This is a genomic window from Pseudoalteromonas agarivorans (assembly GCF_024518735.1).
In the GTDB taxonomy this organism is placed as follows: Bacteria; Pseudomonadota; Gammaproteobacteria; order Enterobacterales; family Alteromonadaceae; genus Pseudoalteromonas; species Pseudoalteromonas atlantica.
This window is the reverse complement of sequence record NZ_JANIGJ010000008.1, coordinates 11,557-36,611: the sequence shown is the minus strand read 5'-3', so window position 1 is coordinate 36,611 and position 25,055 is coordinate 11,557. Positions and strand designations below refer to the sequence as shown.

Annotated in this window: 22 protein-coding genes and 1 pseudogene; 3 read left to right on the top strand and 20 right to left on the bottom strand. The window is 41.7% G+C overall.

Features of this window, described 5'->3' with window-relative positions; translation table 11 throughout:
- Positions 1–12: 12 nt before the first annotated feature.
- The 6 genes from fliH to NQT65_RS14640 all read right to left on the bottom strand — a co-directional run bounded on the left by fliH (position 13) and on the right by NQT65_RS14640 (position 6,633).
- Positions 13–822 carry a flagellar assembly protein FliH gene (gene fliH / locus NQT65_RS14665; RefSeq protein WP_256851451.1) on the bottom strand — a complete coding sequence of 270 codons (810 nt, stop codon included), beginning with the start codon at positions 820–822 and terminating at the stop codon, positions 13–15.
- 3 nt (positions 823–825) lie between these two features.
- The gene (gene fliG / locus NQT65_RS14660) at positions 826–1,866 is read right to left on the bottom strand and encodes a flagellar motor switch protein FliG (protein WP_004588291.1); all 1,041 of its coding nucleotides are present in this window, start codon (positions 1,864–1,866) and stop codon (positions 826–828) included.
- Positions 1,859–3,574, bottom strand: a complete 1,716-nt coding sequence (gene fliF, locus NQT65_RS14655; RefSeq protein ID WP_004588290.1) for a flagellar basal-body MS-ring/collar protein FliF — start codon at positions 3,572–3,574, stop codon at positions 1,859–1,861. Before fliF ends, fliG begins: the two co-directional genes overlap by 8 nt.
- A 20-nt stretch (positions 3,575–3,594) precedes the next feature.
- The gene (gene fliE, locus NQT65_RS14650) at positions 3,595–3,927 is read right to left on the bottom strand and encodes a flagellar hook-basal body complex protein FliE (protein ID WP_004588289.1); all 333 of its coding nucleotides are present in this window, start codon (positions 3,925–3,927) and stop codon (positions 3,595–3,597) included.
- 172 nt (positions 3,928–4,099) lie between these two features.
- Entirely contained in the window at positions 4,100–5,524 is a 1,425-nt protein-coding gene (locus NQT65_RS14645) for a sigma-54-dependent transcriptional regulator (RefSeq protein WP_256851450.1), read from the bottom strand.
- On the bottom strand, positions 5,521–6,633 hold the full coding sequence (locus NQT65_RS14640; protein ID WP_256851449.1) for a sensor histidine kinase: 1,113 nt from the start codon (positions 6,631–6,633) through the stop codon (positions 5,521–5,523). Before NQT65_RS14640 ends, NQT65_RS14645 begins: the two co-directional genes overlap by 4 nt.
- A gap of 132 nt (positions 6,634–6,765) precedes the next feature.
- Between NQT65_RS14640 and NQT65_RS14635 the strand changes: the two genes are divergently transcribed.
- Entirely contained in the window at positions 6,766–7,353 is a 588-nt protein-coding gene (locus NQT65_RS14635) for a DNA-3-methyladenine glycosylase I (protein ID WP_256851448.1), read from the top strand.
- Between the two features lie 102 nt (positions 7,354–7,455).
- On the opposite strand, the gene NQT65_RS14630 is transcribed toward NQT65_RS14635, so the two are convergent.
- Entirely contained in the window at positions 7,456–8,892 is a 1,437-nt protein-coding gene (locus NQT65_RS14630) for a sigma-54 dependent transcriptional regulator (protein WP_256851447.1), read from the bottom strand.
- Between the two features lie 356 nt (positions 8,893–9,248).
- Between NQT65_RS14630 and fliS the strand changes: the two genes are divergently transcribed.
- Positions 9,249–9,650 (top strand): flagellar export chaperone FliS, encoded by a 402-nt coding sequence (gene fliS / locus NQT65_RS14625; protein ID WP_055015914.1) that lies wholly within the window; start codon positions 9,249–9,251, stop codon positions 9,648–9,650.
- 4 nt (positions 9,651–9,654) lie between these two features.
- The gene (locus NQT65_RS14620) at positions 9,655–9,951 is read left to right on the top strand and encodes a hypothetical protein (RefSeq protein ID WP_064386720.1); all 297 of its coding nucleotides are present in this window, start codon (positions 9,655–9,657) and stop codon (positions 9,949–9,951) included.
- A gap of 105 nt (positions 9,952–10,056) precedes the next feature.
- On the opposite strand, the gene fliD is transcribed toward NQT65_RS14620, so the two are convergent.
- From fliD to flgE, 13 genes and pseudogenes are all read right to left on the bottom strand, one after another.
- On the bottom strand, positions 10,057–11,463 hold the full coding sequence (fliD, locus tag NQT65_RS14615; protein WP_256851446.1) for a flagellar filament capping protein FliD: 1,407 nt from the start codon (positions 11,461–11,463) through the stop codon (positions 10,057–10,059).
- A 57-nt stretch (positions 11,464–11,520) separates the two neighbouring features.
- Positions 11,521–11,955 carry a flagellar protein FlaG gene (locus NQT65_RS14610; RefSeq protein WP_138686015.1) on the bottom strand — a complete coding sequence of 145 codons (435 nt, stop codon included), beginning with the start codon at positions 11,953–11,955 and terminating at the stop codon, positions 11,521–11,523.
- A gap of 166 nt (positions 11,956–12,121) precedes the next feature.
- Complete coding sequence (locus tag NQT65_RS20305) at positions 12,122–12,703, bottom strand: flagellin (protein ID WP_420875623.1); 582 nt, start codon at positions 12,701–12,703, stop codon at positions 12,122–12,124.
- A pseudogene (locus NQT65_RS20300) lies at positions 12,683–13,603 on the bottom strand (flagellin N-terminal helical domain-containing protein); the annotation flags it as partial. The gene NQT65_RS20305 and the pseudogene NQT65_RS20300, both read right to left, overlap by 21 nt.
- A 308-nt stretch (positions 13,604–13,911) precedes the next feature.
- Positions 13,912–15,417, bottom strand: a complete 1,506-nt coding sequence (locus tag NQT65_RS14590) for a flagellin (protein ID WP_138686017.1) — start codon at positions 15,415–15,417, stop codon at positions 13,912–13,914.
- Between the two features lie 276 nt (positions 15,418–15,693).
- Entirely contained in the window at positions 15,694–16,962 is a 1,269-nt protein-coding gene (gene flgL / locus NQT65_RS14585) for a flagellar hook-associated protein FlgL (protein ID WP_256851445.1), read from the bottom strand.
- Between the two features lie 2 nt (positions 16,963–16,964).
- Entirely contained in the window at positions 16,965–18,971 is a 2,007-nt protein-coding gene (gene flgK, locus NQT65_RS14580) for a flagellar hook-associated protein FlgK (RefSeq protein ID WP_256851444.1), read from the bottom strand.
- A 1-nt stretch (position 18,972) separates the two neighbouring features.
- Positions 18,973–19,989: a flagellar assembly peptidoglycan hydrolase FlgJ gene (gene flgJ / locus NQT65_RS14575; protein WP_256851443.1), complete on the bottom strand. Its 1,017-nt coding sequence runs from the start codon at positions 19,987–19,989 to the stop codon at positions 18,973–18,975.
- Positions 19,990–20,124: 135 nt separating this feature from the next.
- Positions 20,125–21,219 carry a flagellar basal body P-ring protein FlgI gene (locus NQT65_RS14570; RefSeq protein ID WP_004588022.1) on the bottom strand — a complete coding sequence of 365 codons (1,095 nt, stop codon included), beginning with the start codon at positions 21,217–21,219 and terminating at the stop codon, positions 20,125–20,127.
- A gap of 11 nt (positions 21,220–21,230) precedes the next feature.
- Entirely contained in the window at positions 21,231–21,914 is a 684-nt protein-coding gene (gene flgH / locus NQT65_RS14565; protein WP_004588021.1) for a flagellar basal body L-ring protein FlgH, read from the bottom strand.
- Positions 21,915–21,934: 20 nt separating this feature from the next.
- Positions 21,935–22,723, bottom strand: a complete 789-nt coding sequence (flgG, locus tag NQT65_RS14560; RefSeq protein ID WP_004588020.1) for a flagellar basal-body rod protein FlgG — start codon at positions 22,721–22,723, stop codon at positions 21,935–21,937.
- 21 nt (positions 22,724–22,744) lie between these two features.
- On the bottom strand, positions 22,745–23,488 hold the full coding sequence (locus tag NQT65_RS14555) for a flagellar basal body rod protein FlgF (RefSeq protein WP_004588019.1): 744 nt from the start codon (positions 23,486–23,488) through the stop codon (positions 22,745–22,747).
- Positions 23,489–23,664: 176 nt separating this feature from the next.
- Entirely contained in the window at positions 23,665–25,035 is a 1,371-nt protein-coding gene (flgE, locus tag NQT65_RS14550; protein ID WP_256851442.1) for a flagellar hook protein FlgE, read from the bottom strand.
- Between the last annotated feature and the right edge of the window lie 20 nt (positions 25,036–25,055).

Here is a 25,055-nt window from a genome sequence, read left to right as displayed (position 1 = left end):
CCACAAAAAAGATTAGATACCGCTATTATGCAAAAAGCTATCCAACGTTTCTTTGACACGGGTTTTTAGGGTCATATCTAAAGACGATTGTGGTGTTTTAACTTCGCAACCGCCGCGCTCGAGTGTGGGTTCTGCAATTAGCTGCCAATTATTATCCGCAATAGTTTGCTCACCATAGCTTTGCTTTACCAGCTCTAGGTCATCTGGGTTTAAATGCACACGAACTTTTTCTTGCTCAGTATTTAATGCATCTATGCTTTTTTTAAGCGTATGTAAAATAACATCGGGCGATGTTTTAATTTCTTGATAGGTTATAGCTTCTGCCAACATAACCGCTAATTGCACTAAGTGCTTTTCTGCCAGTTCGTCCACTTTATCAAGCGGAGCGCTGAGGTTGTCGATTATGCTACGCAAGCTGGTTAACTGCTCTTCTATTAACGGCTTAACGTCTTCTTGGCCTTGTGTTTTACCAAGCTCTATGCCTTCTTTGTAACCTGCTTCTTTGCCCTCACCAACCCCTTTTTCAAAGCCATCTATGTAGCCTTGTTCGTGCCCTTGCTTTAAGCCTTCCTCATAAGCATCTTGCCTAATGCGCTCAAGCTCTGCCATAGTTAACGAAGGCAGCTCAGGCTCTTGCGGCTGAGTGTCTTCTACAGCTTCTTCTTCAACTTCTTTTTTATACAAATCAGAAAGCGGTGTACCAAAAGCCGTTGAACGATTGCCAAAACTACGCTCATCAGGAGCAACGTCAGGTATTGGCCAGTTTTTTAAAAGCTCATCAGCTTCATCTGCATGTAAAGGGCGACCTTTTAATTTAGACATAGCTTACAGGAACTCCTCGCCACCGCCGCCACCTAACTGAATCTCACCCGAGTCAGATAGACGCCTTGCTGTTGAAAGCACTTCTTTTTGGGCAGCTTCTACTTCACTTATTCTAACCGGTGCCATTGCTTCTAAGTCATCGGCAAGCATTTCGGCAGCACGTTTAGACATATTACCCAAAATTTTATCTTTAAGCGCTTCGTCAGTCCCTTTAATCGCTTTCATTAGTACGTCTTGCTGTACTTCACGCAATATGGCTTGAATACCGCGGTCATCCACATCCATAAGGTTTTCAAACACAAACATAAGATCTTGAATTTGCTGAGACATTTCTTCATCGTGTTCACGAATAGAGTCCATCAACTGCCCTTCTACATTTGTATCTAGGTAGTTCATGATATCTGCCGCGGCTTTTAAGCCACCCATTTTAGCGGCTTGTGCGCCTGCTTGGCCGGCAAATTGTTTTTCCATAATTTCGTTAAGTTCTTGCAATGCTGCAGGTTGCACTTCTTCAAGGTTCGCAATACGCATAGTTAAATCTAGGCGCACTTTTTCAGGAAATTGCGCTAGGATTTCTGCCGATTGCTCAGGCTCTAAATACGATAAAACAATAGTTTGAATTTGCGGGTGCTCATTACGAATAATATTGGCAACTTGCTTTGAGTCCATCCATTTAAGTGAATCTAAGCCTTTAGCGCCCGAGCCCATTACAATTTGGTCTATTAAACTTGCTGCTTTATCTTCACCTAATGCGGCAGTAAGCGCCTTTTTAATAAAGTCTTCTGACTGGAAGCCAATTGTACTAAAGCTTTGTATTTGTTCTATAAATAAATTGTGGACTGCGCTTATTTTAGATTGTGACAAGTCATCTAGCGCGGCCATTGCCATACCCACTTTTTGCACTTGCTTAGGCTCTAAGTGTTTAAGTATTTGCGCTGCATCTTCTTCAGATAAGCTCAATAAAAGAATTGCAGCTTTATCTACGCCATCTAACTTGTCAACATCAAACGCTGGCGGGAGTTGTTTTTGTTCTTGATCAGTCATCTTCTGTTAACCACGCTTTCACTACTTGTGATGAGAGTTCTGGTTCGTTCGCTACAAGTGCTCTTACCGCTTTAAGCAAATCTTCGTCGCCATGTAAATCTGGCAGCTGTAGTGTACCATCGCTTGAGAAGCCTACAGAAGCAGAATCAAAGTCTTTATTTAGCATATCTAGCGTGCTATCGCCAATATCAACCCCTGAGCTTAATGCATCTTCATCATACTCTTCGAGCGTATCATCTGGGTATATTAAGCGTTTAAGCATAGGCTTAACAACTGCCATAATAAGCACAATAATAACCAGCGCACCCAGTACTAAGCGGACGATTTTCATAAACCAGTCCTGCTCCCACAGCGGTACTTCTAAATCTAAATCAACTGCTTCGCGTACAAATGGCACGGTTACCACCTCTAGTGCATCGCCACGTTGCATATCAAAACCTACCCCACCTTGTAATAGGCGACGTATATTTGACAAAGCCTCTACCGAGCGCGGCGCCATGGTTGTTTCGCCGTTTTCACCTACTTTTGGCACATAATCAACGGCAACCGAGACGCTAATTCTGCGAATAACCCCTGTTTGTTGGCGCTTATGCGAAATGGTGGTGTCTAGCTCAAAGTTACGTGTAGCCTCTTTATGCACTCTGCTTGGGTTCGTTGCTGTACCAGCATTGCCTTGACCTGCCACTTCTGGAATAGTTGAATTCATAGGTGGCTGATTAGTAAGTGCCCCAGGAATTCCTACCGCTAAGCCACCAATGTTGTTCTCTTCAAATGTGGTTTCGCTTCTTACTGCTGGTAAGTCTGGGTTGTAGCGCTTTTGTGTTTCTTCTACTGAGCTAAAGTCCATGTTTAAATCAACTTGCGCCGTGTAGTTACCCAAGCCGACTACAGGAATAAGAATACTGTCTATTTTTTCTAAATACTCTTGCTCACGCTTTCTTTCAATGTCGTACTCTTTACGAGAGCGTGCTGCTAATGAGTCTTGCGAGCCTGAATTAAGTAAGCGGCCATTTTGATCTGTTACCGTAACACGTGAAGGCTCAAGCCCTTGTACTGCAGAGGCAATCATATCAACCACTGAGTCAATTTCTTCGCCATCAAGCATTCTTCCGCGCTTAAGAGTTAATACCACTGTGGCTGATGGCTTTTTCTCTCTGCGTGCAAATACGTTTTCTTTTGGAATGGCTAATAAAACTTTAGCGCGTGTTACGTTGTTTAATTCTTCTATGGTGCGGGCAAGTTGTTGCTCGCGGCCATGTTTTAAACGTTCTCGCTCTAATCGCTGGCTAACACCAAAGCCCATATCTTGCATTATGATGTCGGTGCCTGAGGTAGGACCTTGCTCAAGGCCTTCACGGGCCATCAGCAATTTAATGTTTTGATACTCGCTTTCATCAACCGAAATCACGTTGCCGTCTAGCTCGTAGTCAATTTTTTGTGCATCTAAAAAATCAAGGGTTTGGATCAGCTCTTCTGTTGGCATTTTACCAAGTGGACGCATGTCTGGCTGACGTGCCCAAATAATCACAAATATGGCAATAGCTAAACAAATAGCCAGCGCAATAATAAGGGTGACTTGGCGAAGCACATCAACACCATTTAAGGCGCTTAAGTAGCCCGACTTTTGTTCTTGTTGCTCGTTATCTTCGCTTTGGTCAATACCGCCACCAGCAAGAGCAAGATCTGTTGATTGATTAGATTGCGCCACAATAATTCTCCACTACCTACTTAAACAGGCATGTTCATAATTTCTTGGTATGACTCAACAAGTTTATTTCTTACTTGTACTGTAGCCTCAAATGCCACTGACGATTTTTGTGAGGCAATCATTGCCTCAGCAAGCGATACGCTTCTATCACCCATTTCAACAGCTACTACTTTTTGTTTGGCATCTTGTTGTAAGCCATTAACCGTGTTTAATGCATCACTTAGTAAGTCACCAAATTGAGCAGACGATGTTGGCTGGGCTTGAGTAGGTAGCTTATTGATTTGATTTGTATGGCCTGCTTCTAAAGCCATTGATTGCATTTCTTGAAATAGCGCGCTGTTTTGAATTTTCATAATTTTCTCTGGCAAATGCAGTTAACGTTCATAAAGGGAATAAAGCACAAAGTGTGCCATAAAAATAAACCTTTAATTACATAAGGTTAACTATTATTTTTGAGAGTCAGAGATTTGACAACCCTAAACTAAGCATGGTTAGTTTAGGGTTATATAGAAGAAAGGGATAAAGTTATGCGGGCAGCGAAATACCTAAATCACGCATTTGCGCTAGTTTATAACGTAAAGTACGCGGGCTGATCCCAAGTGTTTGGGCAACATCTTTACGCTTGCCTTGGCAGCGCGCTAGGGTCTCTAATATTATTTTATGCTCTTTATCTTTTAGCTCATCTTTATAGCTGCCAGTATCAACACTAGGCAGAGAGCTACTCGCCTCTGCAGGCGTTATTTTGTCATCATAATACGCGCCACTGGGAGGGAACGCTTGTTCAGGCGCTATCTCCTGTGTAGGCGTACTGTTAATTGGCGCTTGCATTAAGTTTTCAATAAAAATAGCCTGTTCGCCAATTACATTGCCCGTTCGCAAAATAAGCGCACGTTGAATTACATTATCAAGCTCGCGTACATTACCAGGCCATGCATGGCTTAGTAATTTTTGCTCAGCGGCACTATCAAGCGTTGCTAGCGGCTCTTTACTTTTAACTAAATGGCGCTCTATTAAATGCTTAGCCAATACAATTATATCGCCTGGGCGCTCACAGAGCGGTCGCCACATTAGAGGAAATACATTTAAGCGATAATATAAGTCTTCTCTAAATTGATTATCTGCAACGGCTTCTTTTAGGTCGCGGTTACTGGTTGCGAGTACTCTTACGTCGAGTGAAATTGTTTTTCGGGCACCTAAACGCTCAACTTCACGCTCTTGCAATACCCGTAATAGCTTAGCTTGCAGCCCCAAGTCCATTTCGGTTATTTCATCAAGTAATATGGTGCCGCCTTGGGCTTGTTCAAATTTACCTGGGCATGCTTGTATTGCACCGGTAAACGCGCCTTTTTCGTAGCCAAATAAAGTGGCTTCAAGCATGTTTTCGGGAATAGCCGCACAGTTTATTGCCACAAAAGGCGCATCGCATCGGTTTGATTTATCGTGAATGTATCGCGCTAACACTTCTTTACCAGAGCCACTAGGGCCTAGCACCATAACACTTGCATCTGAGCGCGCCACTTTGCTCGCCAGCTCTAAAAGCGCAATACTGCTAGGGTCGGCAACAATTGGGCCGTCAGTGTCTTTTGGCTTTTCGGGTAAATACCGACTAACCATATTTAAAAGCACCTCAGGGGCAAATGGTTTAGCCATATAATCAATTGCGCCTAAGCGCATTGCCTCTACTGCATCATCAATCGTTGCATAGGCAGTCATCATTAATACGGGGAGATCTGGGTAGTTAAGCTTAATGCTTCTAAGTAAATCTAGGCCGCTCATCGCGCCCATTTGCACGTCGCTGACCACTAATGAAAACTCAGATTTTTTTAATTGGATCATGGCTTGCTCAGCACTATCGGCTGCAACACAGGCAATACCCGACATCTCTAACGTGTCTATGAGTGCTTCTCTTAAACCTGCATCATCTTCAACCACTAGTATTGTATTACTCATGCTGTTTTCTCCTGCGTTGAGGCCGTGCATATGGGCAGCAATAAACTAAAACATGCACCACCATTGGCATTATTAACCACTTCAACACGTCCTTGATGCGCATTAGCCACAGAGCTTACAACAGCAAGCCCGAGCCCTGTACCTTGGCTTTTTGTGGTATAAAACGGTTCAAAAATTTTCTCTATTTGGCTCAACTCTACACCAGGGCCGTTATCGCATACGCTAATACGCACGGTATCGGGTTCGCTGCTATCGCGCTGCGCTTTTAATGTCACCTGGGCTTGGCTGCCAATAATTTGAATACTATTGTGAATAAGGTTTTGAATAGCACTGGCCAGCGCGGTTTTATTACCGGTAATTTCTATGTCTGGCTCTGGTAGCTCAACAACAAGTAAGCTGTTATTTAAGGCCACCATTGCATCGGCACCTAGTTTTACCTCGTTTAAAAGCTGCTGCATAGAAACCTGTTCAACCACTTGTTGCTCGCCGCTTTTGGCAAAAAGCAGCATATCGTTAACTTGGGTTTCTAAATCTTTTAAACGCGACATTAACTTAGTTTGAAAGTTATCCCGTGATGACTCTGGTAGCTTTTTAGAGCCCAAATTGGCCGCGTATAACATAGCCGCCGAAAGCGGTGTACGCACTTGGTGCGCAAGCGATGCCACCATTTTACCAAGCGCACTCAAACGTTGCATATGGGCTACGCGCTTTTGCAAACGGCGCGTTTCTGTTAAATCTGTCATTAATATTAATTGCCCAGGCTCCGGCGCTAGCGCAGTAATATCAAGCTTTATAAGTCGCCCGTCTTTGAGCGACACTTCATGTCCATCATCTTGGTGGGGACGAAAAGAGCGTTGAATAATGTTAAACCACTTCTCTCCTTCGAGCGGCTCGCCTAACATATCAATCGCTATTTGATTGGCTTTTGCAATAAGCCCTTTGCCATCAAGCACAACAACACCCGCAGGCATAGTATCAACTAAGTGCGACAGCCAACTTGCCTGCTGTCTTAAATCACTTAATTCACCAATGTACTCTTCTTGAAGTAAACATGGGTTATACTGTTTTGCAGTAATAAACTGTGGTTTAAGTACACTCGCAAGGGCCATAATCAAATCTCTTAATGATGTAGATATAGGGCTAAATGCACAATTTATACCAATATTATTTTATATATTTTTCATTTAGTTACCTTACAATAACGCGTAACAAAAAAATGACGCACACTAAAAGGAATAATAATGAGTGAGCAAAATAAATGCCGTTGTGAGTGGCTTGATGCCACAAAGCCTGATTACGTGAAATACCATGATGAAGAATGGGGAGTCCCCCTTTATGACGACACGAAATTATTTGAATTTATTACTCTCGAGTCGGCGCAAGCGGGCTTAAGTTGGTACACCATTTTAAAAAAGCGCGCAGGCTATAAAAAAGCATTTGCTAATTTTAATGTGCAAAAAGTGGCTAACTTTACAGCCGATGATATAGAACGGCTAATGCGAGATGAGAGCATAGTGCGTAACCGCTTAAAAATTGCTGCCACCGTTAATAATGCTCAGCGGTTTATTGAGATTCAAAAAGAATTTGGCAGCTTTAGTAATTACCAATGGCGATTTGTGGGCAATAAACCAATTATTAGTGATTTAAATAGTGTTGAAGATACCCCTGCAATTACCGAGGAGTCAAAAGCGTTTGCAAAGGATTTAAAAAAACGAGGTTTTAAATTTTTGGGCCCTACAACGGTATACGCACATATGCAGGCCTGTGGCATGGTTAACGATCATAGTAATGATTGTTTTAGAAGAGCCGAGATTATTAAAAGTTATTAGCTGTAAGCTGTAAGCTGTAAGCTGTAAGCTGTAAGCTGTAAGCAAGAAATTAAAAGAGCCAAACTCGGTAATTTGTAGTGGTTCGGCACTTGCTAAGTTTGGCTAATCTCGCGATAGATTGTACTTTTTCATTTTTTCAACAAGCGTTGTACGCCTTACACCTAATATTTCTGCGGCGCGGGCAACAACGTAATCAAAACGCTCTAACGCTTGGGTAATTAAGCTTATTTCAAGCTCTGCTAAATAATCTTTAAGCTCTATACCTTCTTCGGGTAATACGCCAGATCCCGGTTGGCTAAATTCAGGCTCAGGTTCATTATCATAATCGCTAAAACCTGAGCTAAAAATATCGTTAAAGGCATCTTTTTCAAGTAGCTCTTCAGGGTACTCTGGCTCGTATGCGTCTACCTCGATGTAGCGATATTTATTGGGTAAATCGGGTACATCCACTACTTTTTCAGGGAACATAATCACCATGCGCTCCACTAAATTAGCAAGCTCTCGAATATTACCAGGCCAAGCATGCTCTTTTAGGCTCTCTACCGCGCGCTCTGTAAATTTAGCCGACGTACCACTTTGCTCATTCACACGACGCATTAACTCTTTAAGTAATAAAGGTATGTCGTCTGCACGCTCATTAAGAGACGGGTTTTCAATAGGAAACACGTTTAAACGGTAATATAAATCTTCCCTAAAGCTGCCCTTTTCAATCATTTCCTCAAGGTTGCGATGAGTAGCGGCAATCACCCGTACATCTGCTTGAATAGCTTTTGTGCCACCTACACGCTCGTAGCTGCGCTCTTGTAATACACGCAATAACTTTACTTGCATTTGCAGCGGCATATCGCCAATTTCATCTAAAAATAGCGTACCGCCTTGAGCCAATTCAAAGCGCCCTTTACGTGCAGAAATAGCGCCGGTAAACGCCCCTTTTTCGTGACCGAATAACTCGCTTTCGAGCAACTCTCCAGGAATAGCGCCACAGTTCACTGGTACAAACGGCCCAGTATTGCGTTTAGATAATAAATGGACGTTACGCGCAACCACCTCTTTACCTGTACCCGACTCACCTAAAATAAGCACGTTTGCATCGGTTTTAGCCACTTGCTCAATTAAAAAGCGTACGTTTTTAACAGCATCAGTTTCGCCAACTAAACCATCAAATGTTTTGTGTGGCTTATGATGCTTGTGACTTCCAGGAAGCATACGTTGGTACTGTTGGCAGTCGTGTAATAACTGTGTGGTTACTTCGTGATTAAACGGCTCACAAATTAGTCCCACTACATTAGCAATGCTTAATAATGGCTTGAGTGTTTCACCAATCAGTAAAAAAGGCAGGGTTGGAAAACGCTTAATTAAGCTTTCATGATCTAAGCCTTGCAATGCACCTAAAATAACAATGCATTCTTGTTGTTGATACTTACTAGATACTTGCTCAAAATCACTTTCGTCAAGTAACTTCACAGCTTCCCCAATAAAGGTAAGTGATGCATGTAATCCTATTGCACGGTTATTATTATTATCTAAAATCAAGATCATAGTTAGCGAGCCATAATTTCACTAATTCATTTTATTAGCTAAATTGTAAGCGAGATCTGTATGGATGCAAGTAATAGCGGCGGTTTTTTGACATAAACGCCAAAAAATAGACATCGCTATAAAACAATAATACTTAATAATTAAAACTTAAGTATTGTTTTGTTGTTTAATACTTAAAGCTAATGCCATGTCTTGTTTTTTACTTAGTGCATAAATCTACGTAGGTCAAAAATATAAACTATAATTAACTTAAGTTGAAAGCAACAATGCCGATAACTAAATAAATGCAATATGTTTGGCATTAATATTGCTTTTGTTACGTACAGACGATTTCACATATTTATTTAGGATTTTCCATGGCTCATGTTTCATTAAAAAAATATTCTCAAGTGCGCGCCAGCAACATCGCAGAAATGGCGCCCTATGAGCAAATTAACCTTATTTTTAGTAACATAATTGGCCGCTTGGCCGCTACTAAAGGGTTTATTGAGCGCAAAGAAATAGAAAAAAAAGGCGAAAACATCTCTGCCTGTATTTTACTCTTAGGTGCATTACAAGACGCGCTTAATTTAGAAGTGGAACAAGATCCGAGTATTTCAAATAATTTATTAGCACTTTATGACTACTGCCAAAGACGCCTTGTGCAAGCAAATGTTGACAATGATATTGAGATTATTTCTGAAGTAGCTGGCATTATTAAAGAAATTAAAGAAGGGTGGGATAGCATTCCTGTCGATCAGCGTAATCCTGCGGTATAAGCTAATGGCTTTAGAGGAAACAAGCAAAGCTGAGCATATTAATCAATTGCTCAGCAGAATCGAATTATTAGTGCAAAGCAATAACGCTGATGAAGCTCCCCCTATTATGGATACTTTAAATAGTGAGCTTAAGCGCTGGTGCGAAAGCGATAACCCGCCTACCGCCGAGCAACTTATGGTTGTGCAAGCCAACATCAACAACATTAGCAAACAGGCAAATGCTGTAAAAAATGAATCATCTAAAGCCATAATTAAGCAAAAAAAAACAGGTAAAGCAATCTCGGCTTATAAATCGGTTTAGCTACCTCTAGCAACTTTAAACTTACTAAGCTTCTTAAAGGCAATATTTAGACATAAAAAAACCGTTTTTAAACGGTTTTTTTATGTTCATAATTAATATGGAAAATTAAGAATTATTACTCACCACACCAGGCATATTTTCAAGCTGCGCTTGCACGTAACTACTTGTCGAGTTTAAGCTCGCTACCAATAAATCCATGGCGTTGTATTGAGCATATAATCGAGAAGATAACGATTCCATTTTACTTGTCAGGCTTTCGCGCTGTTCATCAATATCTTCTAATTGATTTGTTTTACTGTCGATACGGTTTTGGATAATGCCGTCAGCGTCAGTATAAAAACTCATTAACTCATCAAACGATTGGGCAAAGCCGCCTTCGTCTTCATCAGAGCCTACAAAAAACTGCTGCACTAAGTCGACATCTTCATCAATTTTTTCATTTAAAGTCTCGGTGTTAAGCGTCAATACTCCATAACGATCGGCTTCAACACCTAATTGCGAAAGTGATAATGAGTTGCCATTGCCTAAATCTACAGAGTCGGTAATCTGCTCTCGCAATTTAGACATTACACCGCGTAGTAACGAATCACCGGCCATTACACCAGCACCATCTTCGCTTGATGCCCCTAAGTTATTACTAAGTTCAAGTAATTCATTGTAACTAGAAATAAAATTGTTTAAGCCCGATTGGATATTGTTATTATTTTCGGTTACCGATATATCACTTAAATCATCATCAGTACCCTGAGCTTTTTTAGCGGTGATTGTTATACCGTCTATAACATCAGTAAACGTATTTGAAGAACTACTAACTGTGAGGGAGCCATCGATAGTAATTGATGCATCGGTTGCAGCAATAATTTCTGAGGCATTTTGAACACCAGCAGAATCAAAGGCTAAACGAGATAACCCATTAGTGTCGGTGTTATTACCATCAGTATCGGTTACCTCGACTTTAATCTCGTTCTCAAGCCCACTATTTTTAGCTGCCAGCACTAAATGCTGACCGGTATCATCTGTTATTATTGTTGCGTTTATGCTGTCGTTATCGCTGCTGTCGTTAATTGCATCTCTTATTTCACTTAAGGTAGCGGTATCTGATACTTCAATATCAAAACTATTCTCGCCTGAACTGAATGTCATAGTACCTTCACCCACTGCAGCGTCAGCGTCAAATGCTTCTGATAGTATTTTATGCTCTGTAGCAAGGTTATTAACCTTTACAGAATAACCACCTGGCTGGGCGTCTTCATCAGCACTGATAGAGACAAAATCATCATTGCCTGACGTACTGCGCTTTTGATAGTTATCTGCATCCCCTAACGCTTCCATTGCTGTTTGCACTTGTTCCAAAGCTGACTTTAGAGCGCCTACAGCAGAAATGTCGGTAGTTAAATTGCTTTCTTGAGTGTTTAAACGAGCCTCAGCTGGAGCCTGCTCAGCATTAACTAGCGCATCAACTATATCTGACACGGCTAAGCCAGAGCCCAAACCATTAAACGAAATAGACATACTTCACCTCTTTAAACCCCAAAAAACGTAACTAATAATATATCAACTATACGAAGACTAAACTGTTTGATCGATTAAAATACCCGCAGATTCAGAAAGCTTTGACACTAAGCTTAACACTTCTTCCGAAGGGTATTGCTTAATGACATCACCACTGGTTTTATCAAGTATTTTAATAACGTCACGGCCTGAGTCTTCATCAACTTGAAATTGCAGGCTACGGCTCATCTCTCCCATAAACTCCTGCAATTGTTGCGCCACTTTTTCAAGCTGTTCACGCTCAAGTTGTTGGTTTTGTGAACTATTGCCCTCAGAGCTTTGCTGCGTATATTGATTGTTTAACTGGTTTTGCAAGCCTTGTTCATCCGTTTTATTTACGTCATCAACAGCGCGCTGAGTCAATGTCGCTCCAGACTGCCCTACTTGTTTATCTTCACCAGTTAAAGATGTTGATGCTATCGTAACTTCTGCGTTTGAAGTAATAGTGTTCATAACGCCTCCTAAATTTTGCCGAACTTGTATAGTTATTAAACTAACAATAGCTTAATTTATACCCTTAAACCACAAAAGGAGGTAGCTAAAGCCACCTCCTTGTTTTAAAACTAATACTGACTTTATGTACTAGCTAGCTACACATTAAGCTATAACGTTTTACTTATTAACCTAGTAAACTAAGTGCTGTTTGTGGTAACTGATTCGCTTGCGATAAGATTGACGTACCTGCTTGTTGCAAGATTTGATTTTTCGTCATCTCTGCAGTTTCAGTTGCAAAGTCTGTATCTTGAATACGGCTACGTGATGCAGATACGTTTTCTTCAATGTTAGCAAGGTTACTAATAGTGTGGTCAAAACGGTTTTGAACCGCACCTAAACCAGCTCGCTGAGCATCGATGTTCGCAATTGCGTTGTCGATAATTGCTAGTGCATCTTGTGAATCTTTTTGAGACAGAATATCAATTGAATCAACATCAACAAGTTTACTTGTGGTTTCTGCTGCTGGAGCATAAGACGCATCATTTGGTGTTACAGTAAATACTTCAGATGAATTCACTTGTACGCCGCCAGTAATTCGCGTAGCGCCAGTTCCATCAACCAAGTTTGTTGCTATGCCATCAGTACCATCATAACCTTGAGGTGTCACTGCAATGCTAACCGTTGAAGTAGCTGCAGTATCTGTAACATTCTCAATGGTAATATCATCACCATCGTTATTTGAAATAGACAGCACACCGTTGTCGATAGAAGCTGAAACACCGTGTTCGTCTGTTTTAGCGTTTATTGCCTCAGCCAAAGCTTGGTTATCACCATCAGCACTACCTGTTGCTACAAAAGAAAGTTTTTCTCCGTTTAAATCTAAACTTACTGTTTCATCGGCCGCAGCTGCTGTATTAAAACTTAAATTTGCTTCTGTTCTTGCTTGTGCTGTAACGCCTGTTGTACTTGTCGCACTATTGATTGCCGCAGCTGCTTCTTTTGCGGTTGCGCCAGCTGCAATATTTACAGTTGAATCTTCACGACCAGAAATATCAATTGTACTACCTGCTACAGCACTTGTTGCTGGTAGCGTTCCCGCTGCAGTAGTCGCTTGACCAAAACCACCTGCTGCTGCTGATTGAAGGTTTATTTGATTTGTACCAATTTTGTTAGCTGCAACACTTGAAAGTGACACGTTAATTGTTTCATTAGAATTAGCACCAATTTGAAAAGACTTAGAACCAAAACTACCATCCAATAATTGCTGACCACCAAATGATGTTGTTTCTGCGATACGTGTTAATTCAACTTGTAATGCAGACACTTCTTTTTGCAGTGCTTCACGGTCTTCTGAAGAGTTTGAACCGTTAGCAGATTGTAGTGCTAGTTCACGCATACGTTGTAATATGCTTGTAGACTCACTCATTGCACCTTCAGCAGTTTGTGCCATTGAGATACCATCGTTAGCGTTACGCTGTGCTACTGCTAAACCATTTACTTGTGAAGTTAAACGGTTTGAAATTTGTAGGCCTGCCGCATCATCTTTTGCGCTGTTGATACGCATACCTGATGATAAACGTTCCATTGACGTTGCAAGGTCAGAGCCTGAAGTAGATAAGTTACGCTGAGCGTTTAATGAAGATACATTTGTATTTACTGAAATCATAATAAAACTCCTGATTACTTTCGTAATGTGACTGTTTAGATTTAACCAAGAGCTGTCACAATTGTATGTTCAAGCTCTGTACTGGTTAAGTTAACGGCAGGAGAAAATTTATCTTTAGCGTTATTTTGATTTATTTTTAAAGTAATTTATTAAATAAACCTAACCACCTAATTTTAAAGAGAATAATAAATTCACTTCCCCCTAAAAAAGTTTTTAATTCACGTACAGCGTGCTATTTATGGACAAAAAACAAAAAAGCACACCTATCAAGATGTGCTTTTTATAAGTTTTATTAATAGCGTTTATTACTAACCACCTAATAAGCTAATCGCAGCCTGTGGTACTTGGTTTGCCTGTGAAAGGATTGATGTACCTGCCTGCTGTAGGATTTGGTTTTTAGTCATCTCTGCTGTTTCCGTAGCAAAATCGGTGTCTTGAATACGGCTACGCGATGCGGTTACATTTTCTTCAATGTTTGCAAGGTTGTTAATTGTAAAGCTAAAGCGGTTTTGAACAGCACCTAATCCCGCACGCTGCTCATCAATATTGGCTATTGCATTATCAATGATTGAAAGCGCATCTTGAGAGCCTTTTTGAGTAGTCACATCAATATCAGCTGCATTTTCAAGTTTACTGGTGGTCTCATTGGTAGTCGCAGCTAAAGATGTATTGCCTGCAGTGGCAGTAAACACTTCTGCAGAATTAAGCTGAATACTTCCCATTACTCGTGTTGAATCTGTGCCACTACCACTGGTAAGTGTTACTGCGGTATCTGGGTTACCATCATATGATGCTGCGGTAACAGCTAAAGTAGCAGCAACCGGCGTACCTGTAGCATCAGTCGTTTCGAAATCTTCGATTACGACGTCTTCACCTTGGTTGTTAGAGATAGTTAGCACGCCATTTTCTATTACAGCTGTAACGCCGTGCTCATCTGTACGCGCATTTATCGCTTCAGCCATTGCTTGCTCATCACTGTCTACATTAGCAGTGGCAACAAACGATACTTTTTCGCCATTTAGCTCAAAGCTTACTATTTCATCAGCAACGGTAGCTGCACCACCAATATCAAGAACCGCCTCTGTACGCGCTTGCGCAGTAACGCCGGTAGTCCCTGTCATTTGGTTAATTTTAGCTGCGGCATCTTTTGCTGTGGTACCTGCTTCAATATTAATTATTGAATCATCACGTCCTGAAATCGTATATGTACCCGCAGCGACTGAGTTTGCAGGTGCTGTAGCGCCAGCTGCAGCAGCAGTACCAAAACCTGTATTTGCAATACCTTGTAAATTTAATTGGTTTGAGCCAATTTTTTCTGCTGCAACGCTTGAAAGTGATACATTAATTGTTTCGTTAGCGTTAGCGCCTACTTGGAAAGTTTTACTTCCGTAGCTACCATCTAGTAGTTGTTGACCACCAAATGAGGTAGTTTCTGCAATACGTGTTAACTCAACCTGGAGTGCTGACACTTCTTTTTGCAGTGCTTCTCTATCTTCTGCTGAGTTTGAACCATTAGCTGCTTGCAGAGCAAGTTCACGCATACGCTGAAGTATGTTGGTCGACTCACTCATTGCGCCTTCAGCGGTTTGCGCCATTGAAATGCCATCGTTGGCGTTACGTTGAGCAACTGATAAACCATTTATTTGTGAGGTTAAGCGGTTTGAAATTTGTAAGCCCGCCGCATCATCTTTTGCGCTATTAATACGCATACCTGATGATAAACGCTCCATTGACGTTGCTAGGCCTTCGCCAGATTTTGTTAAGTTACGTTGTGCGTTCAGTGACGACACATTAGTATTTACTGTTAATGCCATTTTACCATCTCCTAGGTTTAAACAGAGTGTGGTTCAGCACGTTTTAACAGGAACCACTATTCGATAATTTCTAATTATTAGAAAAGCATTTACTGTGCCAACTTTAAAAATAAATATAACTATATGTTTTTAAAGTTTTTTATATCAAAATATTAAACGTTAATAATAAGTTATCTGGTTAGCTGGAGTGACGACAATTTATTGCCGCTATTTTGAGGGAGGTTTTTGCCGCTTTGTATTAACTAAAGCGGCAAGGTATTTCTGCTTATAATCTGTTTATAAGTAATCAAATAAAGAAAGGTTTGTTAAACGGCCAAACGTAGCTTGCGATGCTTGCAGTGCGGTTTCTTGTTTAGTGAGTTCACTAATGGCTTCTGCCATGTCTACCTCTACTAAATCAGAAAGGTTACTTTTGTTTTGAATATCTTGCGCAAGGTTTGAGTCACTCACGCTTTCAACCGCATTCATACGCCCACCTAAGCTCGCTTGCGTGTACACAACTTGCTCACTTGCATTTTGAAGCTGTACTACACCATCGGCTAATACTTGCTGAAAATCATCGTTTTCAAGTGTGCCATCATTTAATCCCGTAATGAGCGATTGTAATGTATTAAGCACGTTTTCTTTGTGTGGCTTTTCGAGGGTAAAATCAAGCTGCCCTGGTGCTGCACCTTCAAATTCGATTTTCATGCCTGCAAAATCGATTGGCTCATCCGTTACCTCGCCTACTTGTGCGGGGCTCAACGACACGCCGTCACGCAAAATTTCATAAGTATCAGGGTCGTTCGCCGTAGCGCCTGGTGTTATTACCACATTATACGTGTTCGCTGTTGCCGCTGCGGTTGGATCAGCGTTGTAATTATCTTGATGAAACCGGTCGAACTCTGTTTGACCATCTACATAAACCGTGCCTGCTGTAATATTATTTGCAGGCGTAGTTACCGGGATCGCAGCTTGATTATCAGTAACATTTAACCTTGCGTCGCTTTTCTCAAACGTATCAAAACCGTTATCGCTTGATTTAATACTTACTCCTTCAGCTATGGTTATAACATGCTGGCCTTGATCCCCATTATAGGTGTACTCACCTGTTGTAGAGTCAAACTGGTATGGTTGGGTGCTGTCTTGGTAGCCTGAAAAAATAAACTTACCGTCTTCTGAGCGGGTATTCATTAAATTGACGAGTGTTTTTTGTATTTCACTCAGCTCAGCCGCGATAGACTCTAAATCATCTTGAGTATAAGCACCATTGCCCGCTTGAATAGCCAGCTCTTGGGCTTGCTGAATATTAGTATTTATACTTTGTAAGATGGTTTCTTCAGTTTCTAGGCGGCCATTTAATTGGTCAATATTTTTAGCATGCTGCTCATTTGTTTGTATTTTATTTGAGTAAAGCATCCCTTGCGAAATAGCAGCAGGTGCTTCTGAGGTAGTTAAGTATTTTTTACCTGTCGTTACTTGCTCTTGTGCATTAGCAACACTTTGTTGACTATCGAGTATTTTATTAATGTTGTTTTGGTACATTAAGTTATTTGATAAACGCATAATTACCTCGCTGCACTTAATAAGGTGTCAAAAATTTCTTGAGCTGCAGCCAACACTTGAGCTGATGCTGAATATGATTGCTGAAAACGCAGTAAATTGGCAGCCTCTTCATCTAGGTTTACACCTGAGAGCGACTCATACCACGCTTCTGATTGCTCTGCTAACGCATCAAATGCGCTGGCACTGGTAATGGCTTGGCCAGTGACTACGCCAATATCGCTCACTAACCCTGAATAGGCTTGGTTAAACGTTTCGTGATTGTCGGCAGTGGCTGTTGTCACTACATTTTTACGTACTAACTCACCATTTTGTAAATCAGCGAGTTTTAAACCATTACGGTTATCGTCAAAGCCGCCTTCGTTAAATTCAAGGGTAAAGGTGTCTCCAGTGGCTGGCGTGCCTTCAATGTCAAAATCAAAGCCATAATTGCTATAAGGTGCGCCAGCCTGAGCCAGTACGCCTTCTGCTGGAGGCGTTACTGTAAACGTCGTGGTGCCATTTGCATCTGTAATTTGATATTCGTTTGCAGTGCCTGTTTTAACTAACGTGATATCGCCATTGTCTAAACCAGGGGTAGTGTTAAAGCCACCCGAGGTAACACTTGTTACTTCTCCGGCTGAAATAGTCGCTGTACCTACATTATCTATGCTGTTAGCTGTACGAATAGGCGATGCCAGTGCTAAGTCTTCACCGCGGCTTGTCGCAAGGGAAATACTGGTTGCCGCCTCTGAGTTAAGTTTAATTTGAAACTGATCACCTGTATTACCTGTACCGGCTACATCAATTTGTAAACCAAACGACTCCCCACTCGTAATGTCATCTGAGTCGATAACACCTGATGGCGGTATCGTCGCTAAAGAGGCGCTGCCTATCGGCTCCCCTTTATTATCTATAGGCTGAATGCTCACTTCATTTGCATTAGCGGTATAAGTAACAATAAAGTCGCTGGCAGGCAGTTCACTGCCTTTACCAGCCTCAAGCGTGGCAGTTAAACTGGCGCCGCCGGTATTAGCTTGGTATGCATAAGCACCCACGGTAGGTATATTAAATATATCACCGCCTAGCTCGCCGTTAGCATCCATACCCAATTTATTTTGCTCGTTGAACGCATCTGCAATTGCCAATCCCATTTGGCCAATTTGGTTTTGTGCAGGCACGAGTATGTCGTCTCTAAAAGCCAACAAGCCGCCAATTTTGCCTTTTAATTTAGTTGCATCTATTTCTAGCGGCACAGCTTTGCCGCCATTAACGTCAAGCGTCAATTCTTTAAAATTAGGATCGGGGTCGCCCGACAGTGAAAACAAGTTAAATGTACCGTTTTCCATAACTAAAGATTCACCGCTGCCCATAAAGACGAGTTTTTCGCCATTAGGGCCATCAAGTGTTTCTATATCAACAAGCTCTGATAATTCACGAATCGCTAAGTCGCGCTGGTTATAAATAGAGCTTGCGCTTGATGCGTTATTTGTGCCATTTACGACTGCAATTTCTTGGTTTAACGTATTTATATTTTGGATGAGTGAGTTGGCTTCTTCAGAAAAAATCTCAAGCTGCTCATTCACTATACCTTGTTGCTCAAGCACGATACCCGAAAGCCTATCCATTTGATCAACTAAGCTTTGCGCATCGGTCATTACTAATGAGCGAGCAACTGTTGAAGACGGCTGATTTAGCGCCTCTTGCACGTTATTAAATAATGAATTTATGCCCGTTGATAAGTTATTAGACTCTTCTGAAAAAATAGTATCAACACGGTTGGCTTCTGTTACAAATTGATCAAAAAACGATTTATTTGACGTGTCGCGGTTTAACTGCGACTGGGCAAACTCGTTCAATAACCTGTATGTTTCGCCGCGACCTACTTGGTTATCAACCATCGTGGTAAATTCAGTGCGCTCACGTACGTAGCCTTCTGTATTTACATTGGTGATGTTTTTACTGGTCGTTTGCAACAGCTCAGAGCTTGAACGCACCCCAGCACTGGCAATATTTAATAAACTAAACGACATATTACTTCACTCCTTGGGTAAACGCGCTTGTTGCAATATTTTTAAGCTCACTGCTATTTAGCACTTTTTTTATTTTACTCGCGTAATTAGGATCGGTTGCATAGCCTGCTTTTTGTAGCGAATCTAAAAATTCGTTTGGCTGTGCTGTTTTTTGTAATGCTTCTTCGTAGCGTGGGTTTTGCGTTAAAAAATCGACAAAGTCGTTCACGCTTTCTTTTATAGAATCGTAAGCTCTAAAACTTGCTTGCTTTTTAACAGGGGTACCTTGCTCAAATTCAAGCGTTACTTTACTTGCTTTATCGCCTTCCCAGCTTTTATCTGATTTAATATTGAACAGGTTATTTGAGCTATTCCCGTCGCTTTTATTAATAATATGCTTACCCCAACCCGTCTCAAGTGCCGCTTGAGCCACCATTACTGCAGGGTTTAAACCAATTTTTTCGGCCGCTGTTTTAGCATGCTCCCACACTGCACTAACAAACTCTTCAGCATTATTAAACGACGACTGCTGTGTAGGCTGTGTTGTGGTTTTAGTTTGTGTTGCCGCACTGCTGACTACTAAGTCATCTTTATTTGCTTGCTTTACACTGTGCCCCTTTTCGTGCGGCAGTTCAGAGCCTGCGCGTTTATCACTGATAAAGTCGTTAGTAGTTCTTAATACGGAGCCAGGCATAAAGTTCTCAGCATCTGGTGAGAGCTGCTGAACAATTAAATCAGCCAAACCTAAAGACCCATTTGATGAAAGCTCAGAAGAGAGCTGCTGATCGTGCATTTCTTCAAAAAACTTTACGCCGCTAGAGTTAAACGGACTGTCTTCATCTTCAAATGCTTCGTTGGCTTTACGCATCCCTTTTAGAAGCATTTGGGTAAAAATAGCTTCAAATTGTGCCGCTGCTTTTTTTAGCGCCGCTTTAGAGGCATCAGTAGATGCATCACCGCTGTTTAAAGCGTCTTGACGTAAAGTATTAAGATTACTTAAATCAAAAAAGTTTTGCTTATCGAGGTGATTTGTTTCCATCAGCTTTTTGACACAAAAATGAATAATGCTTTAAGAAATGCAAAAATTGAGCCAAAGAAAGGTAAACAGTAAAAAGCTTAAGTACCTTTTGAGTACTTAAGCTTTATTTGGAAGGGTAAACATTCTTAAAAATAATTAAATAACAACAAGCTGTCCGTTAATTGCACCCGCTTCTTTAAGCGCTTCTAAAATAGCCATTAGGTCTCCAGGTGCTGCGCCTACTTCATTTATAGCACGCACTAAGTCATCTAAGCTAACGCCGGGGTTAAATACAAACGCACGAGAATCATCTTGATTAACGTCAATAATACTTTGCTGTGTAACAACGGTTTCGCCTTCTGCTAATGGATTAGGCTGCGTTACATTTTGCTGTTCAGCAATTGTGACTGTTAGGCCGCCATGGGTTATTGCCGCAGGCTGTAGCTTCACATTTTTGCCAATGACAATCGTTCCCGTACGTGAATTAACAATAATTTTGGCTGAAGTGTCAGCAGGCTTAAACTCTAGGTTTTCAAGCGTTGATAAATAAGACACTCGTTGCGATGCATCACGTGGCGCAATAACGCGTACTGAGGCAGCGTCAATAGCTTGTGCACTATTAGGGCCTACCAAGTTGTTAATTGTTGCTTCTAAACGTTTTGCCGTTGTAAAGTCTGGGCGGTTTAGGTTAAAAGTAATGTAGTCGCCTTGCATAAAAGGGCTTTTAACTTCGCGTTCAACTGTCGCTCCGTTAGGTACGCGGCCAACTGTCGGGGTGTTAATGACCACTTTACTGCCATCTAGCCCTTGTGCTCCTAAACCACCCACAATTAGGCTACCTTGTGCTATAGCGTATACGTTTCCATCCACCCCTTTTAAGAAAGTTTGTAACAAGGTGCCGCCACGTAAACTGCCTGCACTGCCAATAGAAGATACCGTAATATCAATTGTTTGACCCGGCTTTCTAAACGGCGGAAGCTCAGCGTGGACTGCCACTGCTGCTACGTTTTTAATTTTAGGGCTTTGTGTTGAAGGCAGCGTAATACCAAAACTGTTTAGCATGCCTCTAAAACTTTGTTGTGTGTAAGAGTTTTGCTCCCCTGTACCAGGTAGCCCCACCACTAAACCATAGCCTACCAATTGGTTGGCACGTACACCTTCAACCATAGAGACATCTTTTATACGCTCGGCGCTGGCAGAAAATTGCCAGCCTAGCAGTATGATCAAAATAAACGCTTTAATGCTATTCATACTACTATCCTCTAAAACGGAAATAACGAGCTACTAAAGAAACGTGTTAACCACCCTGGGCTTTGCGCTTCTTGTGTTTGTCCTTTACCTGAATATTGAATTCGGGCATTGGCAATTCTATTCGACTCAACCGTGTTATCGGCGCTTACATCTTGCGGACGTACAAGGCCTTCGAGCCTAATAAACTCTTCGCCGGTGTTAAGTGTTAGCCATTTTTCACCACGAATAACTAAGTTACCATTGGGTAAAACACGCATAACATTCACCGAGATATCGCCCACTAAGCTGTTTGACTGATTTGATTTAGAGTCACCGGTAAATGATGAATCACTACCAATGCCAAACTGAATACTGTCGCCACCTATATTGACTGGTAAACCACCTAACCCAATAACGGGGTCTAGGCTGGCTTCGGTTTCTTTATCGGTTTCGGTTTTAGCCGCTTTTGTAGCTTGTGTTGACTCTTCAAGCTTAACGGTAATTATATCGCCGGTTCTAAGTGCTTTTTTGTCTGAATACAAATCATTAAATGTATTGGTGTTAAACAATGAACCCGTTGCAACAACAGGCTCTGCTACAGGCTCTGGGTACATGGGTGCGTAGTAGGGGTCATCTTGAACCACTTCACTATTTTGCGTAGAAACACAGCCACTTAAAAATAAGGTGCCTGCTGCAAATAAAATAACATTACGCATAACTATCCCCTTGTGCACGGTTATAACTGTTGATTGATGTAGCTCATCATTTCGTCAACGGCCGAGATTACTTTTGAGTTCATTTCGTAAACACGTTGAGTTTCGATAAGGTTTACCAATTCTTCCGTTACATTAACGTTTGATGTCTCAAGCGAGCCTTGAATAATAGTACCTAAGCCTTCTACGCCTGGATTACCTTGAACAGGCGCACCACTAACAGCGGTTTCGGTGTAAAGGTTTTGACCAATTGGCTCAAGACCCGATGGATTAATAAAGTCACTAATTGTTAGCTGGCCAATTACCACGTTATCGGCTTGCCCTGCAACGCGTACAGATACTTCACCATCTTGAGAGACTGTAATTGATTGCGCATCATCGGGCACATTCATTTCGGGCTGAACAACAAAACCTGCACCTGAGGTAACAATGCGGCCGTCTTCATCGGTAGTAAATTGCCCATTTCTCGAATACGCAATATTGCCATCGGGTTGCAGCACTTCAAAAAAGCCTTCGCCTGAAATCATCCAATCGAGTGAGTTTTCGGTGGTGAGCATATTACCTTGCGTAAACTCTTTTTGGTTAGCAACCACTTTTGCACCCGCACCTAGCATTAGGCCAGATGGCAGCTCGGTATCTTGTGATGAGCGCCCGCCAGGTTGGTTGATGTTTTGATACAATAAATCTTCAAAAATAGCGCGGCTTTTTTTGTAACCTACGGTACTGGCATTCGCCAAGTTATTTGAAATAACTGAAATATCAGTTTGTTGAGCGTCTAGCCCTGTTTTACTTATCCACAATGCAGGATTCATAAGTATGCCCTCATTTTAAAGTTAAACTATGCGCATCAACTGATCTTGACGTTCGTCAATCTCTTCAGCTGTTTTCATTAGTTTTACTTGTAACTCAAATTGACGTTGGTGGTTGATCATATCGACCATTTCGTGAACTGGATTAACGTTAGACATTTCCAGTGCACCACTTAACACTTTTACATTTGCAGAGGTATCGACGGTTTGCCCTGGTACAGGTCTAAATAAACCATCGTTGCCTTTTTCAAGCTCTCTGCTGTTTCCTTCAACAACGCGCAGCGTGTCTACTTCTTCTAAAAAATTGGCTGGTGCCCCTTGCGGGCGAACCTGTATGGCACCATCTTCACTAAAGCTTATTTTTTCAATAGGGACCGGTAGAATTACGGGGCCACCTTCGCCAATAACTTGACGACCATGACTTGTTACCAACATACCTTGTGCAGTAATGTTTAGCGTGCCTACTTTTGTATAGGCTTCGTTTCCTGAGTCATCTTGAACGGCAAGCCAGGCGTTATCGCTCATGGCAATATCTAAATCACGACCTGTTTCGATTATGCCGCCAGAGGTCATGTTAGAACCTGGTCGCTCTTGCATTGAAAACACGCGCGTTGGTAAGCCCTCGCCAAATGCTTGCATAGAGCGCGCTTGCGCAAAGTCAGCTTTAAAACCTGTGGTGTTTGCGTTTGCCAAATTATTGGCTTTAAGTGCCAGCCCTTGTAGGCTTTGCTTAGCGCCAGAGGCTGCAATGTAGACCATTTTGTCCATAACATCGACTCACATAAAAAATCTCTGAGTTGATAAATGCAAAATAGATGCCAGATTAAATTTGACGCAATATAAGGAAGGTATTGAACGGTTCAGCTAGACTAGTTTTAGCGACATAGCTACAAAAAAGGCTGCAAAAATGCAGCCTTAAAATCTTAACCAAAAATAAGGTTAACTTATCGAATCTGCAAAATACTTTGCTGAATTGTTGAGTTAACTTCAAGCGCTCTTGAGTTCGCTTGGTAGTTACGTTGAGCGGTAATCAAATCAACTAATTCGTTTGTTAAGTTGGTATTAGATTGCTCAAGCGCGGATGAATTAATACTACCAAAAGTACCCGAGCCTGCTTCACCGGCCACTGGCTCACCAGAGTCTATACTTTGCTTCCAGCTGGTATCGCCTACTTGCGAAAGGCCTTGAGAGTTTGGAAAGCGAACCATAGCAACTTGGCCTAAATAGGTTGAGTCGCCATTGCTGTATGAGGCAACAATTTTACCGTCTGTGCCAATATCAATACCCGCTAAACGACCCACTGTAGAACCATCTTGGTCAAGTGCTTTTACTTCAAAGCCACTTGAGTACTGAGTTGGAATACGGCCAGCTGTGTTGTTTTCATCACGCCAGTTTAGCTCAATCCCTGTACTTGGGAATGTTGCGCCGTTATCAAGCATTGACGATAAACCAGTACCTGCACCTGCCGGTAAATTAATTTCATCAAACGTGGTGGTGTTAGTATTTGCTACACCATCTGTTGTGGCGGGTAAACCGCTAGAATCAAAACCAAGTGTGGTAATAGGTGTATATGGTGTAGTTGTTTGCTCTGCACCAGATGTACCGTTTACCACTTTACCATCAAGCGTAGCGTATACTTCCCAGCTATTGTCTGTACCACCTGCAGCTGCATCTTCTTCTTTTACAAAAAAGTATTGCAGAATATGTGGTTCACCTAATGAGTCGTAAACAGTAGTAGACGTCGACGAATTATAGGTACCGTTCGATGTCGGATCAAAATCGAGGCCTGTTGCATCAGCTGTTGCATCTAAGTTGAACGATAAAAATACGTTTTCGGTTGCGCGAGGTGAACCTGATGAGTCAGGAATTTGAATCGGGTTTGTAGTACTTAAACTAACCGATGTGGTATCACCTGATGACTCGTCTACTGGAAAAGCTTGCAAATAATTACCTTTGGCATCAACCATAAAGTTATCTTGGTTTAGCTTAAATGCACCTGCACGAGTGTAAGTTAAATCTTGCGACGAAATGTCGTCGGTCATTGCAAAATACCCTTCGCCGGTAATCGCTAAGTCTAACGAGTTGTTAGTAAATTGCAGTGACCCTTGGTGGAATTGCTGTGCAACCATGGTTGTTTGCACACCATCACCGTTTTTAGTTTTACCTGCACTAAAAACAGATGCAGCGTATACATCGGCAAATTCAGCACGCGATTCTTTAAAACCGGTGGTGTTTACATTAGCAATATTGTTTGCTGTTACGTCTAAGTCTTTTTGAGCGGCAGCTAGGCCTGTAAGTGCGATATTAAAGCTCATAATTCACCTCTAACTTTGAA